The sequence below is a fragment of the Pseudomonas sp. Marseille-P9899 genome, from assembly GCF_903166565.1.
GTDB lineage: Bacteria > Pseudomonadota > Gammaproteobacteria > Pseudomonadales > Pseudomonadaceae > Aquipseudomonas > Aquipseudomonas huaxiensis.
The window spans coordinates 147750-165600 of the sequence record NZ_CAESCG010000011.1; the positions used below are offsets into that span (position 1 = coordinate 147750).

Annotated in this window: 13 protein-coding genes; 1 reads left to right on the top strand and 12 read right to left on the bottom strand. The window is 67.1% G+C overall.

Features of this window, described 5'->3' with window-relative positions:
* Positions 1-138: 138 nt before the first annotated feature.
* The 12 genes from HWV67_RS30735 to HWV67_RS30790 form a co-directional block, all read right to left on the bottom strand.
* On the bottom strand, positions 139-1197 hold the full coding sequence (locus tag HWV67_RS30735; protein ID WP_175653946.1) for a glucuronyl hydrolase: 1059 nt from the start codon (positions 1195-1197) through the stop codon (positions 139-141).
* Positions 1181-2359 carry an MFS transporter gene (locus tag HWV67_RS30740; RefSeq protein WP_175653947.1) on the bottom strand — a complete coding sequence of 393 codons (1179 nt, stop codon included), beginning with the start codon at positions 2357-2359 and terminating at the stop codon, positions 1181-1183. The genes HWV67_RS30735 and HWV67_RS30740 overlap by 17 nt, the downstream gene beginning before the upstream one ends.
* The gene (locus tag HWV67_RS30745) at positions 2356-3567 is read right to left on the bottom strand and encodes an acyl-CoA dehydrogenase family protein (RefSeq protein ID WP_175653948.1); all 1212 of its coding nucleotides are present in this window, start codon (positions 3565-3567) and stop codon (positions 2356-2358) included. The genes HWV67_RS30740 and HWV67_RS30745 overlap by 4 nt, the downstream gene beginning before the upstream one ends.
* A 3-nt stretch (positions 3568-3570) precedes the next feature.
* On the bottom strand, positions 3571-5220 hold the full coding sequence (locus tag HWV67_RS30750; RefSeq protein WP_175653949.1) for a class I adenylate-forming enzyme family protein: 1650 nt from the start codon (positions 5218-5220) through the stop codon (positions 3571-3573).
* The gene (locus HWV67_RS30755; RefSeq protein WP_175653950.1) at positions 5217-7019 is read right to left on the bottom strand and encodes a CoA transferase; all 1803 of its coding nucleotides are present in this window, start codon (positions 7017-7019) and stop codon (positions 5217-5219) included. The genes HWV67_RS30750 and HWV67_RS30755 overlap by 4 nt, the downstream gene beginning before the upstream one ends.
* A gap of 93 nt (positions 7020-7112) precedes the next feature.
* The gene (locus tag HWV67_RS30760) at positions 7113-7385 is read right to left on the bottom strand and encodes a MoaD/ThiS family protein (RefSeq protein WP_095155961.1); all 273 of its coding nucleotides are present in this window, start codon (positions 7383-7385) and stop codon (positions 7113-7115) included.
* Positions 7386-7436: 51 nt separating this feature from the next.
* Positions 7437-7847, bottom strand: a complete 411-nt coding sequence (locus HWV67_RS30765; protein WP_175653951.1) for a Mov34/MPN/PAD-1 family protein — start codon at positions 7845-7847, stop codon at positions 7437-7439.
* A 10-nt stretch (positions 7848-7857) separates the two neighbouring features.
* Positions 7858-9030, bottom strand: a complete 1173-nt coding sequence (gene moeB / locus HWV67_RS30770) for a molybdopterin-synthase adenylyltransferase MoeB (protein WP_175653952.1) — start codon at positions 9028-9030, stop codon at positions 7858-7860.
* 365 nt (positions 9031-9395) lie between these two features.
* A complete protein-coding gene (locus HWV67_RS30775; protein WP_175653953.1) occupies positions 9396-11915 on the bottom strand; it encodes an aminotransferase class III-fold pyridoxal phosphate-dependent enzyme in 2520 nt (839 codons plus the stop codon).
* Positions 11915-14287 (bottom strand): decarboxylase, encoded by a 2373-nt coding sequence (locus HWV67_RS30780; RefSeq protein ID WP_175653954.1) that lies wholly within the window; start codon positions 14285-14287, stop codon positions 11915-11917. The genes HWV67_RS30775 and HWV67_RS30780 overlap by 1 nt, the downstream gene beginning before the upstream one ends.
* On the bottom strand, positions 14284-15564 hold the full coding sequence (locus HWV67_RS30785; RefSeq protein ID WP_175653955.1) for an MFS transporter: 1281 nt from the start codon (positions 15562-15564) through the stop codon (positions 14284-14286). Before HWV67_RS30785 ends, HWV67_RS30780 begins: the two co-directional genes overlap by 4 nt.
* Positions 15565-15568: 4 nt before the next feature.
* Positions 15569-16630 carry a class I SAM-dependent methyltransferase gene (locus HWV67_RS30790; RefSeq protein ID WP_175653956.1) on the bottom strand — a complete coding sequence of 354 codons (1062 nt, stop codon included), beginning with the start codon at positions 16628-16630 and terminating at the stop codon, positions 15569-15571.
* 161 nt (positions 16631-16791) lie between these two features.
* Between HWV67_RS30790 and HWV67_RS30795 the strand changes: the two genes are divergently transcribed.
* A complete protein-coding gene (locus HWV67_RS30795) occupies positions 16792-17754 on the top strand; it encodes a helix-turn-helix transcriptional regulator (protein ID WP_256680245.1) in 963 nt (320 codons plus the stop codon).
* Positions 17755-17851 lie beyond the last annotated feature (97 nt).

A 17851-nucleotide genomic window follows, 5' to 3' on the forward strand; every position in this document is an offset into this window, starting at 1 on the left:
GTGGTTCCTCGCTTACGGCTACATATTTGGAAACAATGGTAAACGAAATTGTTTCTCAAGTGGCCGGATGACGGGAAATTCATAAGCTGACTATCGGATGGCTTGACGCCGGCAGCGGCCAGTCGGGTGCGGGACCGGCTACCAGCCGGCGATCCCGCCCTGAACAGCCAGGACCTGATCCTGGGTCATCAGTGCCTCGACCAGGAAGAAGGTCGCGCAGGCCGATTCCACCAGTTGCTCCTGCTCGGTGCCGGTGCGGTAGTAGTGGCCGACGAAGCATCCCTGCTGGACCTCGCTCGACAGCAACGCGGCGATTTGCTGACAGGCCAGGTCGCGCCAGTCGTTCATGCCCGGCAGGCACTGCCACAGGCGCAGCAGCGCCACCGACGCGATGGCCACTGCGCACGGGTCGGCATTGCGCGCGACGAGGGTGCCCCGGCTGGCCGCTTCGCCCCAGCGGTTCAGCCAGTAGGCGCAAGCCTCGCGGGCAGGCGCGGCGTACTCGCCGCCATACAGGCCGACCGCCTCGGCAAGGCCGAGCATGGCCCAGGCCTGGCCACGTGCCCAATCACCCGCAGGGCCCGGCTGGAACTGACCGTGTTCATCGAGCCGGGCGTGACTGGCCCAGGCACCGTCGGCGCCGCGCAGGGTGCGCAGGCACAGGTCCAGATGGCTGCGCGCCATGTCGCGCTTGTGCGCATCGGGCTGCAAGTGCATCAGCGCCAGCGTTGGGGCCAGGGCGTCGATATTGAGGGTTGCGTGGCCGTTGTCGCCGCCGCCCATGCCGGGGCCCAGCGGCCAGCCGCCGATATCCGGGCGAAAATCCCGGGCCAGGGCGTCAGCGGCACGCAAGGCCAGCTCCCGTGCCGGTTCGTCCTGGGCAAGGCGGCCACCGAGGGCGGCGCCGTACCAGAACACGAAACTGCGATTCAGGCTGGGCTCGTCCAGTTGGGCACCCAGTTGGCGGGACCAGAACACCGCCTGGTCGAGGTCTTCGCTGAGCTCGGTGAACGCCGCACGGCGCCACCACAGCGCGGCCCAGAAACCGCCGAGCCACGAGCCTCGCCGCGACAGCTTCCATTGCCTGTCCCGCGGCAGGCGGTAGAGGGGGAATTGCTCGCCGCACTGGCGCGAAATACTGTCGAGCTGTTTGAACAGGGCGTGGACCACCGCCTGGCGTTTACGCTGTGCCGGCATGGGGATGAGTCTCCTCGGCGCGACGGGCGCGGTACAGGTTTCGGCACAGCGCGGCGCCGAGACACAGGGCAAAGATGAGTAAGGTCCAGGCGGCAGAGAAGCCACCCGGCTGACGCAGCAGCACGCCGAACAGCGGTGGCCCGACGGCGATGCCGCCGAAGAAGCCCAGCGACAGCATGCCGGCGCTGCTGGCCACGCCACCGAAGCGCGGTTCGCGCAGCAGCATGCTCATGGCCACGGCGTTGCTCGCCACCAGGCTCAGGCCCATGCCCACCACGGCAAACCACAGCGGCCAATGGCGATCGGCGGCGGCGTATTGCATGACCAGCACCGTGCCGAGGCCGACCAGAAACAGCCCGCCAAGCAACACGGTTTCGTCCTTGAGGCCCGCGCCCAGCGGTGTCAGCAACAGGCGCGAAAGAATGCCCATCAGGCCGAATCCGCTGACCATCAGGCCGATGGTGGCAGCGCCGACGCCCAGGCTGCTGGCGTACACGCCGAAGAAGGTGATGAACGCGGACAGGCACAACCCGGCACAGCCTTGAATGCCCATCAGCCGCAGCAACCAGCCGTTCGGCGCCGTCAGGCGCAACGGAGGTCGCGGCCCCGCCGCCGGCGCCGCGATGCGGCCCGGCACCAGCACTGCCAGCAACAACGCCAGCGGCACCCAGCAGGCCAGCGCCAGGCGCCAGCCGATCGCGGCACTCAATACCGGCAGCCCCAGCCCGGCGATCAGTGCGGACAACTGCACCCCCGCCTGCTTGAGTCCGACCAGTGCCGCGCGTGGCGCATCCTTGGCCTGCGCGATGGCCTGGTTGGTGGCCGGGTTGGCCAGCGCCTGCGCCACGCCGCAGAACAGCAGGGCGATGACCACACCGGTGAAACCGGGCAGCACCGCCATCAGACTGAACGACAGCGCCACCAGCAGAAACAGCGCCAGCAGCCCGGTGCGTGAGCCGATGCGCTGCACCAGCGCGCCGGCCCAGGGCGACAGCAAGGCCGCCAGGCCGAAGGCGCTGGTGGTCAGCCAGCCGAGGTGTTCGCGGTCGATGTGCAGATCGGCGATCAGTTGCGGGCCGAGCACGCCGAGGGCGTAGAACACCATCATCGGCAGGCCCATGGCGCAGGTCAGCAGAGCGGCAAGGGCGGCATGGCGTTTCATGGCGTTCCCTTGTCCAGGTGCAGTGACGGGCTGCGGCTGTCGAACGGCTTGCCGAGGGCAGTGGCCGTCAGCAGGTCGCGGCCGAGGGTGCTGATCAGCGCGTCGTCGGTGCCGTCGAGGATGTGCGTGGTGCGCGCATGACGGTAGATGCCCGACAGCGGCGACAGCTCGCTCAGGCCCTCGGCGCCCATGACCTGCATCGCCGAATCGACCGCGCCGGACAGCGCTTCCGACGCCGCCAGCTTGGCCAGGTTGACCTCGATGCTGTTGGCCTGGCCCTGGTCGAATTTGGCTGCCGCGTCCTGCAGCAAGGCGCGGGCGCTGGCGATGTCGCGGTACACCTGATAGACCCGCGCCCGCAGCAGTTGCTTGTCGGCCAGCCGCGCCAGATGCCCGCGCGGCGAATGCACCCTGGCGCAGAGGTCATCGAAGCAGCGCTGGGCCAGGCCCAGCCAATGGGCGGCGCGCAACAGACGTCCCAGCCCGAGGCGGCGCTGCATCAGGGCGATGCCCTGGCCGGGCGTGCCAAGGACCTGATTCGCGGTAACGCGCACCTCGTCAAAGCGCAGTTCGCCCTGGCCCTGCTGACGACCCAGCAGGGCCAGCGGGCGGACGAACTGGAAGCCGGGGCTGTCGGTCGGCACGATCAGCATCGACAACGCTTCGCCTGTCGGGCCATCACCGGTACGGGCGATCACGGTGGCGAAGTCGGCCCGTTCGGCGCGGCAGATGAACCACTTGCGGCCACTCAGGCGCCAATGGTCGCCGTGCCAGTCGGCGCGGCTGGTCATGGTCGCGGGAATCGAGCCGATGCTTTCCGGTTCGGACATGGCGTAGCACGGCACCTGCTCGCCACGTACCAGCGGCATCAGGAAGCGCTCGCGCAGTTCGGGAGTGGCATGGCGGTCGAGCATGTAGGCGTCGAGGGTGGCGTCGCAGCCGAGAATCGCCGGGGCGAACTCGCTGCGGCCTTCCTCGGTGGCGACCGTCAGGTACTCCACCAGGCTTACCACCCGGCCGCCGAGGGCGAACGGGTAGAAGTTGCCGAACACGCCGGCGGCTTGCGCCTTGGCCTGCAGTTCGGCGGCCAGTGCGCTGGCTGCCTTGTCGCACGCACCTAGCTCCAGCTCGCGCGGCAGGATGTGCTGCTCGACGAAGTGCCGAACCCGTTGCGCCAGCGGTGTTGTTTCAGGGGATGCAGTCGTCATGGCTCAGCCCACCTGCCGGACAGGTTCGCCGAGGCCGGCGGCATCGGCGGCGAGGGCACGTTTGTCGACCTTGCCCGCCGGGGTGAGCGGCAGGTGGCGATAGAAACGCAGGTATTCCGGCAGCTTGTTCACCTCCAGGCCCTGCTCGCGCAGGAAGCCGGTGATGTCCTCCAGGGCGAATTTCGCCGCGCCTTCGCGCAGCGTCACGCACAGGCATACGCGCTGGCCGAGGTCCGCGTCGGGCACGGGAACGCACGCCACGGTGACCACATCCGGGTGGCCCATCACCAGGCCCTCGATCTGCACCGGGCTGATGTTGGCGCCGCCGCGAATGATGATGTCTTTCTTGCGTCCGGCCAGTACCAGGTAGCCCTGCTGGTCGATGAAACCCAGGTCGCCGGTCTTCACCCAGCCTTCGGCGTCGCGGTAGCGTTCGTCTAGCTCGGGAGCGTTGACGTACTGCATCGGGCTCAGCGGCCCGCGCGCGGTGATTTCACCGACATCGCCATGGGGCAGTTCCCGGCCCAGGTCATCAATGATGCGGATCTCGCACACCGCCGGGTTGGGTTTGCCGACGCTGCCCAGGACCACGTCGATCGGGTCGTCCAGGGTGTTGTGGCAGTTCACGCCATCGGCCGAGCCGTACAGGCTGATGAAGCCGCAACCGAAGTGTTCGGTGCAGCGCAGCACGGTGGCTTCGTCGATCACTGAGCCGCCGCAGATCAGGCCGCGCAGGCTCGACTTGTCGATGTCGGCCAGGGCCGGTTCGGCGGCGATGCGCTGGAGCATGGTCGGCACGCCGAGAATGAACGTCGGGCGCAGTTGCTCGATGGCCTTGATCGCTTCGCCGACGTCGAACCGCGGCAGCACCACTAGCGAACCGCCCAGCCAGCAAAGCACGCCGAAGGTGGCGGTGGAACCGAACGACGAGCCCAGCGGCACCAGGTACAGGCCGCGGAATTCGGCGCCGTCGTCACTGATGCGTTGCAGGAAGCGGCCACGGCCACCGACCAGCGCATTGTGCGAATAGGCAACGAGCTTGGGCTCCGACTCGGTGCCGGATGACACCAGCAGGCGCACTGGAGAATTGGGGCAGACCTTGGGCAGGCTGGCGATGTCGATGGGTGCGGCGTCGAGCAGCGCGTCGAGGGTCGACCAGCCCGCACGGGGTTCGCCATCGACAATCAGGATGCGCAGCGAGAGCAAGGTCGGGCGCAGCGACTCGATGACTTCGCACAGGTCAATGCCGGCGTATTCCTGGGGCACGATCACCGCGCGGGCGTCGCAACGGCGCACCAGCGACTGGATGTCGAGCTTGCCGCGTCCCGGCGGGAACGGCGCTACCACCGCGCCCAGCGCAGCCACGGCGAGGTCGACGGCGCAGCAGCGCCAGTGGTTGCTCAACTGATAGGCGACCACATCGCCGGCGACGATGCCTGCCTGGCGCAGGCTGGCGGCCATGCGCAGGGCGGCGTCGAGCAGTTGCGCGTAACTGACGTTGCCGTCCGGCGACAGCACCGCGGCTTTGTCCGGCGCTTGCGCGGCGCGTTGGCGAAACAGGCTGAACACATCCTGGTTGGGATAGCTGCCGTCTTCACTCCAGCGGCGGCGGGTGTGCAGGGGGACCAGGTCAACGATTCCGGCAGTATTCATAGGAAACTCCACGGTGATTGAACAGAGCGGTAGGCGCGTTGGGTAAGGCTCGGGGCCACGCGCGGGTCGGCGGCGAGCAGGGTGAGGTCTTCATGGGCGACGCTGGCGGGAATGCCGGCCTGCAGGCAGGCGTCCACCCAGTGTTCGCTGCCGTGCTCGGCCAGTTGTGTCTGCAGGCGGAGCGGGTCGGCGTTGCCGCCCAGCAACCGGGCCAGGGCCTGGTGTTGCTGGCGGGTCTGGCAGTCGAGGGCGAGCAGGCCGTCGGCGGTGCTGAACAGCCCTTGCAACAGCGTTGGAGAGGGCTGGCCGCAATGACTGTCGAGCAGCAGGTCGGCGGCGCCGAGCAAGGAACTGTGCAACTGCGCGCCGTGGCCATGCAGCTCGCGGTCGAGCAGGGCGGCGCAGATGCCTTGGGCACTGATCACGCCGCCCAGCACATCAAGTGCGGTAAACAAGGTGCCGCCACGGGTGCCCGACGCGGATGCGATGCGGGCCGCCACGCCAGACCAGGCTTGCACGGTGAAATCGGTGCCGGGCGCGTCGATCGAGGCATCGCCCCAGCCGCCGGCGTAGGCGTGGATCAGCGACGGCTGGGTGGCGTGCAGGTCGGCGGCGTCCAGGTGCAATTCGGCGGCTTTGCCGGGTGCCCAGTTGTGCAGGAACACATCGGCGTCCTGGCACAGCGCGTGGATCTGCGCGCGACCGGCGGCGGACTTGATGTCCACCTCGCGCACGTCTTTCAGGTGGTTGAGCGCATCGAAGCGCACCGAGCAGCCATCGGCGCACGGCGGCATGTTGCGCAGCGGGTCGCCGCCCGGTGGTTCGAGGCGGATCACCTCGGCGCCGAGCAACGACAGCAGGTGTCCGGCCAGCGGACCCTGGATGCGGCGGCAGGATTCGAGCACGCGAATGCCTTGCAGCGGCAAGCGCCCGGGGACCGCGCGCCGGGCGGGCATGCCGGCCTTGCCGCGCTGCAGTTGCCAGGGGCTGGCGGCGCTTGCCGCGTAGTCGCTGTCAGCGCGACGCTGAATCAGACCGCGCACCGGCACCAGCGCCACACCCGTTTCCAGGGCGATGGCCTGGATCCGTGCCAGCGGCAAGCCAGCGAGGGCATCGAGGCATTCGGACGGCATCGGCGCGACAGCGCGGGCGTAGCGCAACAGGAAGCGCTGCCAGGCCTTGCCGGCGATGACGTCGCTGACTTCCAGGGCATTCCAGAAACGCCGCCATGGGTGACTGTCGAGCGTTTCCAGTTCGAACAGCACGCCGTCAGCGGAGACGAACGGCGGCCGGGCCAGGGCGTCATCAGCGCCGGGCAGCAGCCGTTCGGCATCTTCCGGGGCGGTGGCGCCGGCCAGGTATTGGCCGATGCTCAACAGCGCACCGGCGGCCGGTTGCAGCGAGACCGTGGCGAAGTCGCCGCCGCGCAACTGGCCGACCGCTGCGGCCAGGCTGCCTTGCCAGGCGAGTGCGGCATTGAGGGTGGCGAGGTAGTTCACGCCCAGGGCCTGGGGCCTGCCACTGGCGCGGCCGTGCACCGACATGAGGCCGCAGGCGGCCTGGATCGTGAATTCGGTAGACAACTCCAGCGGCAGTGCCGGCAAGCCGGCGAAGCGGGTCTGGAGCGGATGCAAGTCGGGGTGCAGCAATTGCAGGGACGGGCCTTCGGGGTCGCTTTCGGCATGCTGCACACCGAGGCATTCACCCTGGCGCTGCAAGGCTGCGCTCAAGGTCTGCCAGGCGGGCAGGCAGGGGCCGCTGCGCCAGGTGAGTCTGGCGTCATCCAGGATACGGGGCATGGTGGGGCACCTTGGCGTGGGGCGATCGGTGGGAATGCCGGGTTTTCGGTGCGGGCCTTTTCGCGGGTCAGTCCGCGAAAAGGCCGTCGGGGGTCAGCCGCCGGCGACGGCGGGCAGTACGGTCAGCTTGTCGCCCGGCGCGATGGCGGTGGCCAGGCCCTCAGCGAAACGAATGTCATCGTCGTTGACGTAGATGTTGACGAAGCGGTGCACCTCGTCGGCGTGCACCAGGCGCGCCTTGATCCCGGGGTAGCGGCTGTCGAGGTTGTCGATGATGTGGCGAACCGTCTCGCCCTGGGCTTCGACTTTTTTCTGCCCGTCGGTGAGAGGACGCAGCAGGGTTGGAACCATGACTGAAACCGACATGTGATGCTCCTTTGAGGGGGTGTCCTGGCCGCCGGTCAATGGCGGTCCTGTTCATTCCTGAATGGACAGTTGTTCTTCGAATACCCGGCCGTTGACGATCCGGAAGCTGCGGACCCGGTGCCTGGCATCGGGCCAGGTGGACAGGATCAGGTAGTGCAGCGCGGGGTCCTGGGCGTGGGCAATGTCCTCGCGGCTGGGCCAGGCTTCGCTGGCGGTGTGCGAGTGATAGAGCACGCGGCATTCCTCGTCGCGTTCGTCCAGCTCACTCCACACCCGCAATTGCTCGCGGGGGTCGAAGCTGAACCAGACTGGCGAAGCGGCGTGGTTACGCATCGGGATCACCCGCGCCGCGACCTTTGCCTCGCAAGGCGCAGCGATCAGCCCGCAGGCCTCGATCGGATGCTCCCTGGCCGCCTGGCGCTGGATCTGTTCCAGCGCCGCACGGGTGATGCGCAATGGCATGCCTTGCACCTCAGTAGGTCGGCAGCGCCGGCTCGACGTCACGGACCCAGGCCAGTACGCCGCCTTCGAGGTTGCGCACCTTGTCCAGGCCCAGCTTGCGCAGGTCGCTGGAAACGGCCTGGGAGCGCATGCCCGACTTGCAGGCGATGACCAGCTCGGTGTCATGCCCGAAGCGCGCAACGATCTGGCTGGCGACCTCGGCGGACTTGGGCATCAGCAGGGCGCCGTCGATGCGCACGATGTCCCACTCGGTCTGCTCGCGCACATCGATGATCACCGGGGCCTTGCCGCCATCCTTGAGCGACTTGAGCTGGAGCGCGCTGATCAGCGGCACGCCGCTGTCGTTTGCGGCCGCTGGCCGGTTGAGGCCGCAGAACGCCTGGTAGTCGGACAGCGCGGTGACCGGCTGGCGGTTGCGCAGGCGGCGGATCGGCAGTTCGCGGTAACTCATTTCCAGGGCGTCGTAGACCATCAGGCGACCGAGCAGCGGGTCACCGATGCCGGTCAGCAGCTTGATCGCTTCGGTGGACATGATCGAGGCGATGGCCGCGCACAACACGCCGAGCACGCCGCCTTCGGAGCAGGACGGCGCCAGTTCCGGCGGTGGTGGCTCCGGGTAGAGATCGCGGTAGTTGAGGCCGCGACCGTCCGGGGCGTTTTCCCAGAACACCGAGGCCTGGCCTTCGAAGCGGAAGATCGAGCCCCACACGTAGGGCTTGTCCGCGAGGATGCAGGCGTCGTTGACCAGGTAACGGGTGGCGAAGTTGTCGGTGCCGTCGAGGATCAGGTCATAGCGCGAGAACAGCTCGACGGCCATGTCCGGTTCGAGACGGTCGCTGTGGGTGATCACCTTGACCAGCGGGTTGAGGCGGGCGATGGCCTGGCGGGCACTTTCCACCTTGAGCTCGCCCACGCTGTCGACGGTGTGGATCACCTGGCGTTGCAGGTTGGACTCGTCAACCCGGTCGAAATCGATCACGCCGAGCGTGCCGATGCCGGCGGCAGCGAGGTACAGCAGTGTCGGCGAACCAAGGCCACCGGCGCCGATGACCAGCACCTTGGCGTTCTTCAGGCGGCGTTGTCCGGTAACACCCAGGTTGGGGATAAGCAGGTGACGGCTGTAGCGGTTCACTTCCTCGCGCGTAAGCTCGGCACCGGGTTCGACCAGCGGCGGTAAGGTCATATCGCTTTCTTCCATTCAGTAGATACGAACTGGAATTATTTTCAAATGTGACAGGAAAAGTTGCAATCGGGGTAGGCGGGGGATTCGTATGGCAAAGCGCGGAAAAGCTATGAGATCTGCTGGGGCTGGCGCGCAACCTGTGGGAGCGGCCTTTAGCCGCGATGGACCGCAAAGCGGCCCCAAAACCATCCAGCACGAGGCGGCTGCCTAAATCGGGTATTTCGTCTGAACTTGAGGATGGCTGAATGTGAGATCCAGGCCAGCCAGAAACAAGGTGCTGGATGGATTTAGGGCCGCTTTGCGGCCCATCGCGGCTAACAGCCACTCCCACAGGTTCCGCGTCAACCTGTCGCTAGCAACCCCCCTCAGGATTCGAACGTGGCCAGGTCCTCACAAACCGCAGCAAACGCCCCAAGGAACCGGTCCGCCTCGTCGACGCTCAGCACCAGCGGCGGCTGGATGCGCATCACCCGGTTGTTGTTGGCGGTGACGAAGGTGAGCACGCCGTGGTCCTCGGAAAGCTTGGTCATCAGGCGCAGCACGAACATGTCTTCCAGGCTCTGTTCCAGCTCTTCCATCGCCGCTTCCAAGTGCCGCCGCGCGGTGCCCGAAAGCATGCGGTAGGTGGCCGCCGCCTGGCCCGGAATGCGCCCGGCCATTTCTCGCACCAGCGCCTCGATGCCGCCGGCCATGCTGTTCTGGAACTCGATGGCGAGCATCAGCCCGCGACCCCGCACGGCCTTGATGAACGGGTAGCGCTCGGCGATGTGCAGCAAGCCCTGTTGCAGGTGTGCGCCGACCTCGGCGGCATTGGCCATCAGGCCGTCCTGTTCCAGCACGTCCAGCGCCGCCAGTGCCGCCGCCGCAGCGAAGTTGCCGCCGCCGAAGGTCGAGGTGTGCAGGGCGAAGGTGTCGATGTCGCCATAGGCACGCTGCCAGACCGCTTCGCGTGAGAGGGTCGCGCCAATCGGCACAAGGCCGCCGGACAGCGATTTGGACAGCACCATGATGTCGGGCGCGACGCCGTCCCATTCACAGGCGAAGAGTTTGCCGGTACGGCCTAGCCCGGTCTGGATCTCGTCGAGAATCCACAGGCAGTCGTACTCGTCGCACAGCGCCCGCACGCCGGCGAGATAACCTTCCGGTGGCAGGATCACGCCGCCTTCGCCCTGGATCGGCTCGATGATCAGGGCCGCCACATCGCCCTTGGTCAGGCGCGTGCGCAGGGCGTCGAGGTCGCCGAACGGCAGGCTGTCGCAACGCGGCAGCAGCGGTTCGAACGGCTTGCGGTGCTTGGCCCGGCCAGTCACCGAGAGCGCGCCGAGGGTCTTGCCGTGATAGCCGTTGTCGCAGTACAGCACGGTGTGTTTGTCGCTGGCGGCGAGGGCCAGTTTGAGTGCCGCTTCCACCGCTTCGGTGCCGGAGTTGCTGAAGAACACCCGCGACAGGCCGCCCGGCGCCAGGTCGGCCAGACGCTTGGCCAGCAGGCTGGCGTGCAGGGGCGCGGAGAGGTACTGGATGAACGTCGGGAACTGTTGCTGCAAATAGCGCTGCAGCGCCGCGCTGATGGCCGGGTGGTTGTGGCCGGTGTTGAGGCAGCCGTAACCGGCGACGAAGTCCAGGTAGCGACGGCCGTCCAGGTCGGTCAGCCAGCAGCCTTCGCCGTGGCTGAACACCCGCTCGATATGGTTGAACTGGTAGAACTCGCGCAGCACCGGGTTGATGTGCTCGCCGAAGCTGTTGAGCACCTCGCGGCGCAGGTTCATCGGGTCGTCTTTGGCATCGCTCGCTCGCACCGGACGCTGGCCGTGGTGATGACGGCGCAGGCGGCCGAAATCGTCGCTGGCGAGGGCTTCACCGTTGCTGGCCATGGGCGATGGGGTGAAGCCGTGGCGGGCAGCGATGGCGCCGATTTCCAGCACCTTGTCCGCCGGCAATTCGCGGCCGATGGAGAACGCTTCGGCGCGGCCTTCCAGCGCCAGGATCATGGTTTCGGCCAGGCAGCCGTTCATGCTGCGCTTGGGTTCCAGGCCCATGGTGCGCATGCCCAGGTGCACCGCTGGGCTGGCCGAGACCAGACCGCCATCCACCAACAGGATGTCGCGGCGGGTATGAGGAACGTCCATCACGTCCTTGGGCAGCGCGGCGTCGATCACCACCGAGCCGGGCAGCAGCCGACGCGGGTCGATCAGGCCACCGCTGGAGGTGGCGGCGACGAAGAAGCGGACGTCGGCGTAGCAGTCCTCGATGCTGTCATGCAGGCTGACTTGCGCGTGGTACTGCGCCGGCAGGTATTCGAGCTGCGCCTCGGCCTGGCGCTGGTTACCGCGGTGTACCAGGCGCAGTCGGCAGCCATGGCCGGCGAGCAGCCGCGCCACCGCCAGGGCGATCGAGCCGGGGTAGCCGAGCACCGCCACCTCGGCGTTTTCCGGGGCGACGCCGAGCAGGGTGAGGCTGTCCAGCAGGTTGATGTAGGCGGCGTAGGCGGTCAGCGAATTGCCGGTGGTCACGGCCACGTCGGCCTGTTCCATGGTCGCCAGGCCACGGTTGCCGACGATCGCGGTGAAGCCGCCCAGGCCGACCAGATCGGCGCCCTCGGCCTTGAGTGAATTGACCCCTTGCAGCACACGCTCGGCAATGGCTCGCGGCTGGCGCAGCATCTGCTCGGCGGTCAGCGGCATGAACTGCAGGATGCCGGAGCACTCGGCGCCGCAAGCGCTGACGATGCGGCCGAAATCGACGAAGGGCACCAGGTTGCGCTGGCGCCAGCGGGCGCTGTCGTAACCCCAGGCCTGTTCTTCCAGCGTGCGGTCGAGCAGGTCGACCAGCTTGACCTGATGCAGCAGGCCGGTGGAGGTGGGGTGGGCAATGAATCCGAATTTCATCAGTGGCTCTCTGCGTTGAGGCGGCTCCAGGCCGTTTCGGAGACGAGGCTCAAGCCGTCGCCCTCCGAGTTGTGGCCCAGCCAGACGTCGAAGAAGTTGAGGCGACCAGGCGCGGTAAGGGCCTGGCGCAGGGTGTCGGGGCAGAACGCGAGCAGGCGCGCGCGGCAGATGCTGATCGGGCCGAAGGGCTGTTCTTCCCAGACCGGCCCGCCGTTCAGCGGCACGTTGACCTGCGCCGCGCCATGGCAGGCGTAGCGCTTGTCCAGATAGGTCTGGATCATCGACAGCACGCCGTTGGAGAGGTACAGCACGGTGACGTTGCGCTGGGCGGCGTCCGCTGTGCTGGCCAGGCACATGGCCAAACGCTGTTCGATGTCCGGCACCAAGGCGCGGGCACCGTCACCGATGAACGCCAGCACATGCTGACTGTTGTTCAGGGCGATGTAGGGCAGTGACATCAGCGCGTCACCCATCAGCGCGCGGCCATACCAGCCGGAGAAGCCGGCGTCGGTACGCGGCAGGTTGCGCATGGCCGAGATGCTGCAACGGCCGACGTCGTAGACGCCGGTGTAGCGATAACCATCGCGCTCGATCAGCTCGGCCAGCAGCAGGCCGAGGCGATGGAAGAAGAAGTTCGGCGTCATCGGCAGGGTTTCGACCTGATCGCTCGGCAGCGCCTCGCGGGTGCGCTGCAGCCGCTGCAAGCGCTCGCGGCGCGCTTGCAACAAGGGCGGCGGCACGTTCAGGCGCGGCTCCAGATAGTCCAGCACCGTGGCCAGCGGCAGCTCCAGCGCCACTTCGGTGAAGGGCGAAATGTGCTCGCGGCGGCGGTTGATCTGGACGATGTGGAACAGGCGCTTGAGCCGGCCTTCGGAGTAGGGCGTGGCCGACTGGTCGATCTTGCTCTTGAGGAAGAACAGCCAGGGTTTGCCTTCGTCGGCGTCCGGCTGTTCGAGGAAGGCGTGGATTCGCCGGCTGAAGCCGTACATCGACAGCGGGCCAAGGTAGTTGAGCACCGGTTCCTGGTCTTGATAGGCGCTCACGCTGCCCGGCGCGATGATGCTGTCGGCCAGCGCCACGCCGCAGCGTTTGGCCAGGGCCATGACGCGCTCGCGCTCCTGCTCGGTGAGTCGGCCGCACTGCCAGAGGATGCGCGCCGGCTCGTGGTTGAGCACTTCCAGCACACCGTCGAGGGCGGCGCGTTGGTTGTCATTGAGTTCGCTGGCGGCGGCGGGTTGCGGTGCTGTCGACTCTCTCGGACCGGTCTCGACCCGCGACTCCAATACCGCCTGGGTGGCGAACAGGAAGGTGGGCGCGGGTGTGGCATCGAGCGCGGCGAAGGCGGATTCGACGCTTTCCCGGGATTCGTCGGGACGACGGATAAACCGCTGCCACAGGCCGCGGGCGGCAATCACCTGATGGCCATCGTTGTCGCAATCGAGGCTGCCCTGGAAGGCAAACCAGACTGACTCGGGCGAGTCGGCGCAGATCACCAGTCCCGGCGCGCCGGCGCGCTTGAGGTTGGCCAGGGTGCCGCGCAGTTCGTCGAGCATGCCCGAGGTCATGACGATCACGTACGCGCGGCGGTACAACTGCCAGCCGGCCAGCGCGCTGACTGCCAGCGCGTGCTCGTTGCTGGCGGTGTGGAAACCGCGACCGCTGCCGCGCAACAGCGCGCCCATGGAATCGAGGAAACCCGCGACCATGGAGCCGGTGAAAAAGTGGCAATCCCAGTGCTCGCCCCAGCGCGCATCCATGCGCTGCTGGATGTCCCGCGCCAACGCCACCGGCTCGCTGGACTGCAGCGTCGTGCGGGCCAGCAGGCGGTTGAAGTAGGCGTGTTCCAGGTGATCGACGAACAGGCGCAGCAGATCGGCGCGGCGCAAGGTTTGCGTCGGATGCGGCACCCGCACCAGACGGTTGCCACCGAGGCGCAGTAGCCAGTGTTGCAGGTGTTCTTCGTCACACAGCAGCAGCGCCGAGCTGGGAGAGCGCTTGGCTTCGGGCTGGGCGTCGAGCAGCTCCACCAGCGGGTCGCTGTCGGGTTGAGCGTGCAGGTGGCGGGTGTCGAACAGCACGTAGTCGCTTTCGCTTCTGGCGGTTGCCAGCGCCAGGCTGGCGTCGGCGGCGGTGTCGAATACCCGCAGGTCGAGATACAGATCGTGACCCTGGGCGTGCTCGCGCACATAGGCTTCGGCTTGCCCGGCCACCTGCCGGTACAGGCACTGCGAATCGCTGTCCGGCCAGTGCTGGCTGTTAAGCGACGTTTCATGGCCCAACCAGTGGTTGAGCCGGTCAAGCACTGCTTGCACATCCTCCTGCAGCGCGCGATTGCGGCTGACCAGGCAGATGCCGACGATACGCGGCTTCATGCTTTGCCCTCGGTAACGATGGGGATCACGCCGGCAGTGGCGTGGCGTTCATTGACCAGCAATGCTTCGGCACTGCCGGCGATGCTGTGGCGTACCCGCCAGGCCAGTAGCAGCGCCAGCAGCAGGCCGGTGCTGAGACAGGCGAGCATGCCGGCGTGGCCGAGGCGGTCCAGCAGCAGCCCGGCAGCCACGGGAGCGGCCAGGCGAGTGATGACGAACAGGCTCGATTGCAGGCCGTAGTCGCTGGCGGTGCGCTGGCGCCGGCTGAAGAACAGCGTCAGGCCGAACATCAAGGCCGACACCGCGCCCATGCTCGCCGCCAGGCACAACGCACTGGCGATCAGCCAGGCCGGGCCTAGCCGCAGCCACACGGTGACGGTCAGCAGCACCAACGCCAGCAGGGCGGCGAACAGGTACAGCAGGATCGCCCGCGCCGTGCCGAGCACGCTGAGCAAACGACCGCCGAGCAGGCTGAACACGGCGCCGGTGGCACCGCCGGCGATGCCGACGACCCAGGCGACTTCCTGCATGGGCATGCCCTGGTCGAGCAGCAGAGGTTTCAGGTACAGCCAGGCCGCACCGATGAACGGGAAGGCGGTCAGCAGCAGCCAGGTCCACTGACGCGCCGCCGGCTGGCTGAAGAAACTCATCCAGTCGGCGACGAAACCGGACGGCGCCGCCGACGCGGGTTCCACCGGTTGCGGCCGTCGACGCAGAACCAGCAGCGGCACCACGCCAATCACCAGTGCCACGCCCATGATCAGGAACGGCGCCTGCCAGCCCAGCCGGGCCTGAATCAGCAGCATGGCGCCGCCACCGACGATCGCCCCGAGGAACAGCGCCGCCGAGCGAATGCTGCCGGCGCGCAACTGCTCGCTGCGCGGCAGCCACTGCACCGCGAGGGCGTTGAGCGGGATGTCCATCCAGGTGGCGATGATGCTGATGGCGAAGGTCATGACGAACAGCGGCATGCGCTGCTCGATCAGGTTCTGTCGGCCGATCAGCCAGTACAGCACCAGCAGCGCCGCGCCGAGCAGCAGCATCCAGTGGACCAGATGGCCCTTGCCCAGACGCACCCGTTGCACCGGCACGGCCAGCAGGAACTTGAACACCGCCGGCAACCCGGCGAGCTGGAACAGGCCGATCTCGGTGCCGCTCCAGCCGTACTGGCGCATGACCAGCGGCATGCCGAACATCAGGTAGATGCTGGGTACGGCCAGCACCAGGTTGAGCCAGCCAAACAACAATTGCAGGCCGGCGATTCGCGTGCGGTCCATCGAGTTATCCCTGAGGTTTGCGAGCGATGACGGCGTTGACCGGGGTTACCGGGAAGCGCAGTCCGTTGAGTTGTTGCACGGCCCTGAAGCCGATGCCTTCGAGCGTGCGCGCCAGTTCACCTTCGGCGAGCACGTGGCGCCCTTGCAGGCGCATGTGCAGGTAATAAGGCAGCACCTGCGCGGCGGCCTGGCGTTCGTCCGGCACTTCGGCCTGGCAGCACAGCAGCACGCCACCGGGACGCAAGGCGGCGAACAGGCGGTGCAGGGTGTCGGGCAGGTCGTGGACGAAATGCAGCACCGACGAACACCAGATGAGGTCGTAGCCGCTGCCGAAATCGTCGTCGTTGAGGTCGCCGCCGATGGCTTTCAGGCGCTGCGCGAGGCCGGCGGCGGCGATGTTTTCGCGGGCCACTTCGGCGGCCAGCGGGTATTCGAAAACCACACCTTCGAGGGCGGGCAGGCGCTCGGCCAGGGCAATTGCCACCAGGCCGGGGCCGCCGCCGAGGTCCAGCAGGCGTTCCAGGCGGTGGACTTCGGGCAGGCTTTCGACCAGCGCGCAGGCCACGTCGCGGGTGACGGCGCGTTGTTCCTGGGCGATCTGCAGGCGGGCGGCGTCGGCCCAGGCCTTGGCCATTGCCGCGGAAGCCATGGGCGGGCGCGGCACGCCGTTGCGCAGGTAATCGCCGAGCTGGGCGCCGGTCTGGCGCATGACGCGGTGGCGAAACAGCAGGGCATCGCCGCAGTAGGCGTTGGCCTCGGCCCGCAGGTACAGGTCGGCCAGCGGCAGGTTGTGGTAACGCGGGGGTTGCTGGCTGTCGCGCTCGAGCAGGCCCAGGCTCCACAGCAACTCGAGGAGGTAGCCGGTACTGGCGGCGTCCAGCTCAAGGGTGTCGGCCAGCGCAGACGCGCTGACCGGCGCGCCCAGATGATCGAACAGCGCACATTCAAGCGCGACCTGCAGGGCATCGGCGCCGAGCCCGGCGAGTTGCAGATCCCAGCACGACTGCAGGGGATGGGCGCTGTTCAGATCCTGGTGAGGCTGATCGAGGTTGGCACGTTGAGGCACGGTAACTCCCTGTACTTGGCCGCATTGTTCATAACGAAACAAGCCGTGGCCGAATCACTGAAAAAGGTGATATATATTAAATGAGAATCATTAATGTTAAGTATGCGAGCCGGAGCCGTTCCTATGCGAAGCGCCGCTCGCATGGCCGCAGGGATGTCGTCATGAGCACAATGAAAGGGAGTTGCCGTCTCGGCCTGGATCATCCCAGGCACCGTTCGGTGCAGGCGGACGGTCGTTTGCGCATGCAGCTGTCCGAGGACCTCGGCCAGTGCTATTCGGAGCTATTGCAGCTCGAACAGGGCTTGTCGCTGGGGCGTTTGCACTATCACCCCGTGCGGACCCTGATCGAAGAAACCTGTGGCCCGCATGACGGCCATGTGATGGTCGTGACCATCGGCCTGCAGGGCAAATCCGGTTTTCTCGGCCAGGACGGCAGCAACCTGGCCTTCGATGCCGGCCACACGACCATCACCGCATTCCGCGCCACACCTGGCGAGCGCCGCTATCAAGCCCACGAGACCGCCTCGCAACTGCGCGTGGTGATCGATCAGCCGACCCTCTGCAAGTACGTCGGCGAGGAGCGCGCCGCGCAGGTGCTGGGCAGCGGCCGCTTGAACCGGCTCGATTACCGCGCCAGTTCCAAGGCTGCCCAGGCCCATGCCGCAGCACTGGTGCGTTATCTACAGCCCGGTGTACTCAACCCGTCCAACCGGCTGGACCTGCACATCCATACCCTCAGCCTGCTGTCGGAGCAGTTCACCCTGCTGGCGCCGCAGGACAGCACTGCGTCGCCGCTGGGCACCAGTGACATCGAGCGTATCGAGCGGGCCCGCAATCTCCTCTGCGAGCAGCTACACACGCCGCTGACGGTGGAATACCTCGCCACGGCTGTCGGCATGAACGAGCACAAGCTCAAGGAAGGCTTCCGCTACCTTTTCGATACGACGCCCGCGCGCATGCTGCTCGACCTGCGCATGCGCAAAGCCATGACGCTGCTCGAATCCGGCCAGCAGGTCGCCCAGGCGGCGTGGCAGGTCGGGTACAAGTATCCGAACAATTTCACCGTGGCATTCACCCGCTATTTCGGGCGTGCGCCGAAGTCGATCTTCGGCAAGAAACGTTAATCCCCCCTCCGGGAGCGGACTTCTCCGCTCCCTGCCTGCCCGCATAGAAATTTCTGTTTCTCGCATATGAATCTAAACGAGATTCATTCGCTTTTGT